The following is a 9,331-nucleotide window of genomic DNA, read 5'->3' as shown; positions in this document are numbered from 1 at the left end:
ACTAGTTTATAACGACAATATTGTTGTTATTTCTTTTATGTCTTGTTAAAAGTTGCTGTTATTCCTCCCATATTGAGGGATAACAACAACTCCTATCAAATTGAACAGTACCAAAGCTAATAAAATTCACATAATTCTTATCCTGTCAAACTTGCCAAGTTGCTATTAGTGGTATAAGTCACTTATTTGCCTTTAAACCTAAAACAAGAAAATAATGCTATTTATAGGATAGTTTATAATATAAGCACAAAAAAACCGCCTCAATTGCTTGAGACGGTTTGTAATTTTCTTACTTGATATTTTTGGGTCGTATAACATACATTCCGCCTACTTGTTCTTTAAGCATTTCACTAGGCTCCTGCACAATGAACAATACATCATCTCTACCACCATGTTCTTTTGGGATTTTATAAACCTTAAGTGCTGGGTTTCGATAGGAAGCGTAACGTTTTATTTTAAGCGTATCTCCGCCTTGCATATAAAAATCTAAATACCACCAACCGGCCGAGAAATTAAATGCTTTACCTCTACTCGATTTTTCAAAAAATGTAGATTCATATTTCATCTCCTTCATTAAACTGCTGTCTCTTTTTTCAGGTGCGATCCCAAAACTTGGACATTGATCTTTTAATTCAATCATTCGAGCATCATCATATTTAATAGGATATTGTTTTTCAAACTTACCACTATTAACCTCTAAATTTTGCTCAAATTTGTACCAAAGACCATCTATTTTCATATAATACGACCACGACGATTCATAAACCACAGATGCCTCATTATACATTTTAATAAATTTAGCTAACCATTTTTTAGGATTTTTCTTTTCCTCACCTGTTAGTGGGTTAAGGTACTTTTGCTTGGTTTTGTCTCCATTGTTAAGCCAGTTTCGATAGTATTTCCGATTCCACATTGTTCCATCCTTAAGAATCTTATCGGTATCATCAAATACTTGAATCTTTCCATCTGCTGTGATTTTTAGTGTTTCATATGTATTATTATTCTTGTCCTTTGATTTAAAATAAGATTTTAGAACTAAAAGATCCTGAATCGTATCAAACTGTACATATTTAGCTAAGTTCTCCTTAGAAATAAGCTCAACAACCTCATATGTTTGATTCCCTGAGTAAAAGTGAAGTTCTTGATATTCTTCTGTATTAATTTTATTTTCAAGTTTCATTGTGCAATAACTTAATAGAATCATAATTGTCAAAAAGTATATTATTCTTTGATTCATAATTTTAAAGATTTTGGCTTAACAACTCTAGTATTGTCTTGTTGCATAATTATTTCATCAACTAAATCTTTTTTTAACTGATTTACAGCTTCATTACCTAAGAGATTTTGAAGCCGTTCTATTTCTTTATAATTAGAATTTACAGCAGTTTCTTCATACAATTCTTTCTCAGCACCCTCATCCCCATCAACATATGCCTTTATAACAAAATTCACATAGTCAGAATCTGCAATACCTGTTAAAATTTGCTTAGTCATTAATTTAGGAAGTTCTTCTTTTTCCTTATTACGCATGTCTTCATCGTTCATTTTTTCGACATCATCTCTATCCCCATACTCCACCCTATAAAATTTATTCGCTCCCAGATTTTTAATTCTCTCCCAGATACTCTCCTGACCTAATTTATCATCAAAATCGGGATGTTTTAGAATATCACCATCCATTATAAATTCAACAGGGCTAAAGTGTGCGTACAAATCGGCTTCCTGAATGCGACCATAATGATAAAGCATCTGTTTATGACTAATATAAATTTCTATGGCCTGCTTGGTTTTTCTTCCAATTGGTGATAAAATATCTTTATAAGTAAATTTGAACTTCTTCTGAAGGCTTACAAATTTTGCAGCAGCATTCCCAAAATCGGTTGCAACACTATTATAATCATCCCAATATTCTTTGATAACTACTCCATCCTTTTCCTCGACAAATAAGCGAGGTACAGCCGAATAAGCAGGTATCAATAGATTTCCTTCATCCTTAATTGGAACTGTTTTTTTAAGCGAGTTTGACTTATTGTCATCAACTTCTCCATTTCTAAGAAACTCCACACTATAAAGACTATTATCTCTATCTGGATTGCAAGCACTGTCTATTTCAGGAATATCTCCATCCCTAATTACCAAGTCACCTCTGTCGTTAGCAAACGTAAACTGAACCGACCTTTCTTTAAGTTGCTCAAATACGTTAAGATCTTTAAGATGCTCATAAATTCCTCTTCTATGGTGTAACTTATGATACTTTGGATTAAATAGATCGGACATACTATTAAAGAATTTAAGAACTTTTTTATCCTTTCTTAAAGCAGGAGTCCAAACTGCTGCATCCCAAAAATTTTTATCAACACCGTAATACTTAACCTTATTATTTATAAAACGCTCGTATTCATCATCACATAAATTCGTAGGCTGATGCACTCCAAGGTAAATCATGTTTAGCGGTACCTTGTCCCATCCTTGTTCTTTTGCATATTTTAAAACACCAAGGGCAACACCAGATCCAGGAGCATTTCCTTGACTATGCATCACAATTGTAATTGGTTTGTATGCAGGAGACAAACTTTCAATTTGGGGTTTTTCTGATTTTTGAGCATCAACTTCTTTTTTCGTTTTTATTTTCCAATTGTACTTTGCCCAATGATATCCTAAGGCAATACCATGATCCAGCCTATGTGCGGCATTCGATCCTAATCCATGAGAGCCATTTATAAAATGCTCCCTACCCGTTGCATTAAAATAATCGGCATATACTTTTGAAGCGCTGTTACCATTCCCCAATTGATTCCAATATCCATAAAAAACCTCTTTTATTTCAACTTTCGTCAATTTTGGAATTGGTTTAATTACATTAGGCAAGTCGATCCCCAATTTACCTATTTGAAAAGTTGGATACTTTATTTTACAAGGCATAAAATTTGGAACCGGAGACAAGCCAATAGGAAATGGTACAGTTGCCTCTCTTGATTCCCCAAGTTTCACATATGGAATAGAAAAAGAATCTTCAAGTTTTTCCGCATCAGTCATATTATTAATAGCTTCCAATTCATCTGCAGTTAGAATATCATCATCATCAATGTGATTTTCCTCGTCAACATTGTGGCCTCTACTTAAATTTGAAAAATATTTTTTTGAATCAGGATTAATATCAAGTAATGCATTTAATATCCCACCTAAAGATTCGCTTAAATATCCATTCACAAAGATTATTTCACCTTGTAATTTGGGCAATTGTTTATCCTCTTCCTCTTCGCCATGCTCTTCCTTAGCATCTTTTTTAATCTCCTCAATATTTTCTTTTGCTTTTTGCAGATCTTTAGATACACCTTTAAGCATAGCACCCATTACATCAAAAGTTGTGATCTCTGGAAACGGAATGTCTTTAATTTTTGCCGTACTCTTTTTAGAAGAAGCGCTTGTTGTGATGGTCACATTTGGTTCACCCTGTATTAACGTACCTCCATGTGCAGTTAAACAGCCAACTGTAGCAACTGGTAATCCATTTATTAGAACTACTGGTTCACCTTGTGCAATTGCATCAGGAGGTCCACAGCAGGTACAGATATCACCCAGAGTAGCCACAGGCTTTCCATTTATCAAAACATTTGCTTGTCCAGGTCCAGAAACCGGACCTCCAACATGAGGAATGGTTCCACTACACATCGGACAAACATGCATACTACCTAATGTTATTATTGGTTTTTTAGGCATTCATTAATGTTTTATGTATTATTTCACTGAAAAGAGTTATATAACTATTCGTAGAACAAATAAAGAGAGTCAACACAATACGAAATTGCATTATGATATTTCGAACACAGTTAAAATTACAATTTTTATTTAACAAAAACCAAATCGCAAAGTAAAATCACAATCATTTTATGAAAAATAATTTCTCATTATCATTACAATCATAAAAAAAATATAAGCACAAAAAACCGCCTCAATTGCTTGAGGCGGTTTGTATCAATTAGATTGGTTAATTTCTTACCAAATTTTAGCTCTTTGTTCTTCGGTACGATACAAAGGATCTTCTGGACTAATTTCAAAAGCTGCGTAAAACTCAGGAATGTTGAATAATCCTCCATTAACACGATATTTTCCTGGAGAGTGAACATCTTCCTTGATTAGTTTTCTCAAGTATTTGTCTCTCACGTTTCCTCTCCAAACTTTTGAATAAGCAAGGAAGAATCGTTGCATATTGTTGAAGCCATCAATGTCGGCAGGTTTTTCACCATTTAAAGCCATTTTATAAGCTTCCAAAGCAACTGTTAATCCACCATAATCAGCAATGTTTTCACCTAGAGTTAATTTACCATCAACATGTAGGTCTTCAAAAGCTTGGAATCCATTAAATTGATCAACTAACTTTTGAGCTCTTGCGTTGAATTTCTCAGTGTCTTCAGGTGTCCACCAATCTCTCATATTTCCTTCTTTGTCAAAACGACGTCCTGAATCATCAAACCCATGAGTCATTTCGTGACCAATAACAACACCAATTGCACCATAATTAACAGCATCATCACCATCTAAATAGAAGAAAGGAGGCTGAAGAATAGCAGCAGGGAATACAACTTCATTCAAAAGAGGATGGTAGTATGCATTTACTGTTTGTGGAGTCATACCCCACTTCTTAGTATCAACAGGTTTTCCTAGTTTTGCAAAATTCTTTTTAACGCCAAAACGAGCAGCATTCCATAGATTCTCGATGAAAGACTCGGTCCCAACTTCAAGCTTTGAGTAATCTTCCCATTTTTCAGGATATCCAATTTTTACACCGAATGCATCAAGTTTAGCTAAAGCTTCTTTTCTAGTTGCCTCGCTCATCCATTCCAGTTTTTCAATTCTCCCGCGTAAAGCAACTTTCAGGTTAGTAACTAACTCGTCCATTCTAACTTTAGCTTCAGGTGGGAAATATTTTTCAACGTATAGTTGTCCAACTGCTTCACCCATTACATTTCCAGTTGATTTTGACATACGTCTCCAACGAGGTGTCTGTTCAGTAGCTCCAGTTAAAACTGTTCCATAGAAAGCAAAGTTTTGATTTTCCAGATCAGTTCCTACTGAGCCAGCTGCATCATCAAGGACTTTCCATTTTAGGTACAATTTGATGTCGGCCATTTTTTCATCTTTGAACATCATATTCAACTCTTTCATATAACGAGGGTGAGTTGTAATGACATACTCTTTAATGTCCGCACCCATCTCCTTGAAATAAGTTGCCCAATCGAAATTAGGATACTCATCCATTAGATTTTCAACCGTTTTAGGGTTGTACATCGCAGGGTAGTTCCTATTCTCTAAAAGTGTATTGAACTTTTTAGCCATGCGAGTTTCAAATCTCATGATATCACTTGCATTTTTCTCAGCAACTTTAGCATCATCACCAATCAATTCGAACATTTTGGCAACGTGCTTAACGAATTCCTTACGGATGTTCTCACTTGTTTCGTTGTCAGTAACATAGTAATCGCGATCGGACAATGATAAACCGTCTTCAGAAAGATACATGCGGTTAACCGTTGTATTTTTCATATCCTGATCAACGCCGGCACCAAATAAAGCGCTGACTCCCATCTTGTGAAGATGAATTAACTCGTTACGTAGATCCGTAGCATTTTTGATAGCAGCAATTTTTTCAAATTCAGGCAATAGGGGTTTAATTCCCACTTCATCAATTTTCTTTACATCCATAGCGGTTGCATAGAAATCCTGAATCTTTTTTAAGTTACTTCCTTCAGCTGCATTTTCGGTTTTTGCAGCTTCTTCTAAGATATTATGAACTGCTTCGTTTGCTTTTTCGCCAAGAATATCAAATGCACCATAACGACTTTTATCAGCCGGAATTGGTGTGTTTTTCATCCAGGTTCCATTAGCATATTCAAAGAAATCAACCCCGGGGTTTGCCTCAAGATTCATGTCTTCTTTTTTCAGTACATCTGTACCCTTGGGCGCCTTTTCAGCACATCCCACCATAATGGTAAGCGCCAAACTTGCGCTTAAAATACCGCCTGACAATTGTTTTAAATTCATTGTTTTGGTTTGTTGTGAATAATCGTTTTTAGTTGCGAGCGAAAATAGGAAAATCCCAATCAATTGCCATAGTTTTTCGATATTCATTATGATTTGCGCGATAAGACCGATTTTGTAATCTTCCGTGAAAAGGATATGTTTGCAGAAGATTACAAGAATCAAGGCAATTTAAGCGGTGGAGATGGAAACAAAAGCGAAGGTAGTATTGGGAATGAGCGGTGGAACGGATTCATCTGTAACAGCTATGATGCTAGTTAAACAAGGCTATCAGGTAATTGGTGTTTCTCTTTGGTTTTTTGGTTCCGATTACGAATACGATCCAAACGAAGCCCTTCCCGACTTTATTCTTGATGCCCAAAAATTGGCAAGTACTTTAAACATCGAGCATCATGTTATCGATGCACGTAAAGAATTCAGAGATACCATCATCCAGTTTTTCTTAGATGAATACATGGCAGGGCGAACGCCTAGTCCTTGCATTCAGTGTAACCCTCAGCTAAAGTGGAAATTACTAATGGACAAAGCTGATGAACTGGGCTGTGAATACATTGCAACAGGTCATTACATTCAAATTCGTGAAGAAGCGAATACTCATTACATCCACAAAGGAAAAGATCCTGCTAAAGATCAATCTTACTTTCTTTGGAATTTGGGCCAGAATATTTTAGCAAGAACACTTACTCCACTTGGTAAATACACCAAAACAGAAGTAAGAGAAATTGCCAAAGACTTTGGTTTTGCCGAAGTTGCTAAAAAGAAAGAAAGCATGGGCATTTGCTTTATGGATCGAATGGATTATCGTGACTTTTTGCAAGAGATGATTCCTGATATCAATCAAAAAATTGGGAAAGGAAAAGTTACCGATCCTACTGGCAAGCATCTGGGATGGCACGATGGTTATCCTTACTACACCATCGGACAAAAACGAGGTTTGGAACTGGAAGAAAAAACGGGTTTGATGGTTAGCCGTATTGATGCGAAAAACAATAGGTTGATTTTGGAAAAGAAGGATGATCTCAATAAAATGAGTTTCAAGGTTTCCGATTACTACTTTAATAATATTGCTGATGCTCAATTGCCAAACATCAATACAATTGTTCGCGGACTAGGTCGCAATCCTCAAAAATTCAGCAAGCTAACAATCACTACCGACAAAGAGTTGGAAGTTAATTTAGAAGACGCAGCATGGGCAATTGCACCAGGGCAACCCGTTGCATTCTACATTGGCGATAAGCTAATTGGTGGTGGATTTGCAGTCTAAAACATTTCGTTTTCTAGGATTCAATAATTAAATCAGATTCAATACTTTGTCGAAAATAATCGACCAATTGCTGATCCAAATCATCAAAAACTCTGCATTCCTGATTTAGAATACACAAAGTGCCAAATAAATCCTCGTTTGGATAAAAAATTGGTTGGCCGAGGTAACAAGACATGCCGTTGTTGTATTTCAATTTATCTTTCCAATTTACATCTATAGCTGCATTTTCAATTTTCACCTTGGCTTTGCTAGCAACAACAGAATCGCAATACGAACCAATATTCAACTCGCCTCTATCACCAATAGCATAAGGATTTCCCTCATTTTTAGAACCTACAAAAACCTCTAATTCATGCGGGTGCAACTTCATAATCAAAACTGCCGACACCTTCATTAAATCTTCTAACAAATCAACTTTAGTTTGCCAATTGCACAAGATATTCTTTCCTATATTTTGTTTTTCTAATGTATTCATCTCGAATTACTTTTAAGAATTATTAAAGTTATGCGAAAATTATCCATAATGTCAAGCACAAATTTCATGCTAAAAAACCCTTGTATCTAAAAAATCTAAAATATCTTTACAGCAAAATCGATTACTACAGATATGGATAATATAGATAAGGGTTTCATGAACGAGGAATTAATTAAATTAATTCGAATGAGAATGCCTTACGGAAAATACAAAGGAAGATACCTAATTGATATTCCGGAACCTTACTTGGTTTGGTATCGACAAAAAGGATTTCCAGCTGGTAAATTAGGAGAAATGCTAGCCTCTATGTATGAAATAAAGCTAAATGGATTAGAAGGAATGTTACGACCACTTTGCAAGAAGTATCAGTGATCAGTTAGCACAAAACTAAAATTCATAATTTCCAGATCAAAATTATGCGAACTTAGTTTATCACTGCATTTAATTTTGTCCACATATCGTTATGGAATACAGAAGGTACTAGAGAATTATCTGGTGCATGACCCATTCGAATTACAACTATTCCTTTACTAGGAACGACATCAATAAATTGACCATTCTTTCCCATAGCTGCGAATAAATCTTCAGGAGCATCCTCGGAAAGAGGCACATTAAATGACGCAGCTAAACCTGGTAATACAATGGACGATTTACCATTCAACCAAGTCAGGTATCCATAGGATGGATTTAAGTTCTGTGACGAATGGATCATCGCATTAAGATAATCCTCGTCAAGCATAGCCGGTTTATCTTCCCAAGCCCCTTTATTCAAGAGTAATAAGCCAAATCGAGCAGCATCTCTGGCAGTGCTCCAATAAACATTATTATCCCCGGCAGCCCTCCATATCCCATTCATTCCAATTTCAGCTTCTATTGTTTCATCTGTAAAAGCATTGTAAGTCATTCCTGCAGCAGAACTTACTACATGTTCTAATAATGTATAAGGTGCATTGTGATAAAACCACTGACTCCCTGCATCTTCTTTATATTTCAAACAATCTTTATCGGTACAATCAGGAGTTGATACGGTATAATCCAAACCTGTTGTCATTGTTAGCTGATGTTTTATTAGGATAAGGTTTTCTTTCTCCAAAGATAAATCCGACCAATTCTCTCCCAGGTATGCAGAAGTTTTATCATTGATCCTTAACAAGCCTTCTTGCTCTGCAATTCCTACTAAAAAAGAAGTAAGTGTTTTACCTGCCGAAGCCCAATACCAATTACTATTTTGTTCGAATGCTCCAGTATTCAATATTGTATTGCCCCAATATTTTTCAATGACAATTTTACCATCTTTTAAAACAAGAAACGCTCTGGTGTCACTTTCTTGCAAAAAATCATATAAACTTTCCAACTTAGATTCATCCCAATTCAAGCTTTCAAGCGATTTAGTTTCCCAATCTGATGTGCTTAAAGATGGAAAATACAATTCTGGTTCATCGATAATTTCTTCATCAGAATTATTGTTACCATGGCTACAAGCTGAGAACAATATTACAAGTAAAATTAACAAATGTGCTTTCATAATTTCTTAGACTGATACAATCATAATT

At 35.4% G+C, this 9,331-nt stretch carries 7 protein-coding genes; 2 read left to right on the top strand and 5 right to left on the bottom strand.

The genetic code is table 11. From position 1 onward, the window contains the following. Window positions 1-289 precede the first annotated feature (289 nt). From L3049_RS18995 to L3049_RS18985, 3 genes are all read right to left on the bottom strand, one after another. The gene (locus L3049_RS18995) at window positions 290-1,180 is read right to left on the bottom strand and encodes a hypothetical protein (RefSeq protein WP_275111410.1); all 891 of its coding nucleotides are present in this window, start codon (window positions 1,178-1,180) and stop codon (window positions 290-292) included. A 53-nt stretch (window positions 1,181-1,233) separates the two neighbouring features. After that, the gene (locus tag L3049_RS18990) at window positions 1,234-3,720 is read right to left on the bottom strand and encodes a PAAR domain-containing protein (protein WP_275111409.1); all 2,487 of its coding nucleotides are present in this window, start codon (window positions 3,718-3,720) and stop codon (window positions 1,234-1,236) included. A 276-nt stretch (window positions 3,721-3,996) separates the two neighbouring features. After that, window positions 3,997-6,042 (bottom strand): M13 family metallopeptidase, encoded by a 2,046-nt coding sequence (locus L3049_RS18985; protein ID WP_275111408.1) that lies wholly within the window; start codon window positions 6,040-6,042, stop codon window positions 3,997-3,999. Between the two features lie 181 nt (window positions 6,043-6,223). Between L3049_RS18985 and mnmA the strand changes: the two genes are divergently transcribed. Further along, window positions 6,224-7,303, top strand: a complete 1,080-nt coding sequence (gene mnmA, locus L3049_RS18980; RefSeq protein ID WP_275111407.1) for a tRNA 2-thiouridine(34) synthase MnmA — start codon at window positions 6,224-6,226, stop codon at window positions 7,301-7,303. Window positions 7,304-7,316: 13 nt separating this feature from the next. Here mnmA and L3049_RS18975 read toward each other — a convergent pair whose 3' ends face one another. Beyond that, window positions 7,317-7,778, bottom strand: a complete 462-nt coding sequence (locus L3049_RS18975) for a GAF domain-containing protein (RefSeq protein WP_275111406.1) — start codon at window positions 7,776-7,778, stop codon at window positions 7,317-7,319. A gap of 132 nt (window positions 7,779-7,910) precedes the next feature. Between L3049_RS18975 and L3049_RS18970 the strand changes: the two genes are divergently transcribed. Further along, window positions 7,911-8,150, top strand: a complete 240-nt coding sequence (locus L3049_RS18970) for a DUF3820 family protein (RefSeq protein ID WP_275111405.1) — start codon at window positions 7,911-7,913, stop codon at window positions 8,148-8,150. Between the two features lie 52 nt (window positions 8,151-8,202). Here L3049_RS18970 and L3049_RS18965 read toward each other — a convergent pair whose 3' ends face one another. Beyond that, window positions 8,203-9,303, bottom strand: coding sequence for a serine hydrolase domain-containing protein (locus L3049_RS18965; RefSeq protein WP_275111404.1), 1,101 nt, complete (start codon window positions 9,301-9,303; stop codon window positions 8,203-8,205). Window positions 9,304-9,331: the final 28 nt, after the last annotated feature.

The sequence above is a fragment of the Labilibaculum sp. DW002 genome (assembly GCF_029029525.1).
Lineage (GTDB): Bacteria > Bacteroidota > Bacteroidia > Bacteroidales > Marinifilaceae > Paralabilibaculum > Paralabilibaculum antarcticum.
The sequence above is the reverse complement of the archived record's forward strand: the minus strand, read 5'-3'. Positions and strand labels throughout refer to the sequence as shown.

Excerpts from the sequence above, each read along its gene's own strand:
- L3049_RS18995 (WP_275111410.1), bottom strand. The coding sequence starts at position 1,180 with ATGAAACTTGAAAATAAAATTAATACAGAAGAATATCAAGAACTTCAC.
- L3049_RS18990 (WP_275111409.1), bottom strand. The coding sequence starts at position 3,720 with ATGCCTAAAAAACCAATAATAACATTAGGTAGTATGCATGTTTGTCCG.
- L3049_RS18985 (WP_275111408.1), bottom strand. The coding sequence starts at position 6,042 with ATGAATTTAAAACAATTGTCAGGCGGTATTTTAAGCGCAAGTTTGGCG.
- mnmA (WP_275111407.1), top strand. The coding sequence starts at position 6,224 with ATGGAAACAAAAGCGAAGGTAGTATTGGGAATGAGCGGTGGAACGGAT.
- L3049_RS18975 (WP_275111406.1), bottom strand. The coding sequence starts at position 7,778 with ATGAATACATTAGAAAAACAAAATATAGGAAAGAATATCTTGTGCAAT.
- L3049_RS18970 (WP_275111405.1), top strand. The coding sequence starts at position 7,911 with ATGGATAATATAGATAAGGGTTTCATGAACGAGGAATTAATTAAATTA.
- L3049_RS18965 (WP_275111404.1), bottom strand. The coding sequence starts at position 9,303 with ATGAAAGCACATTTGTTAATTTTACTTGTAATATTGTTCTCAGCTTGT.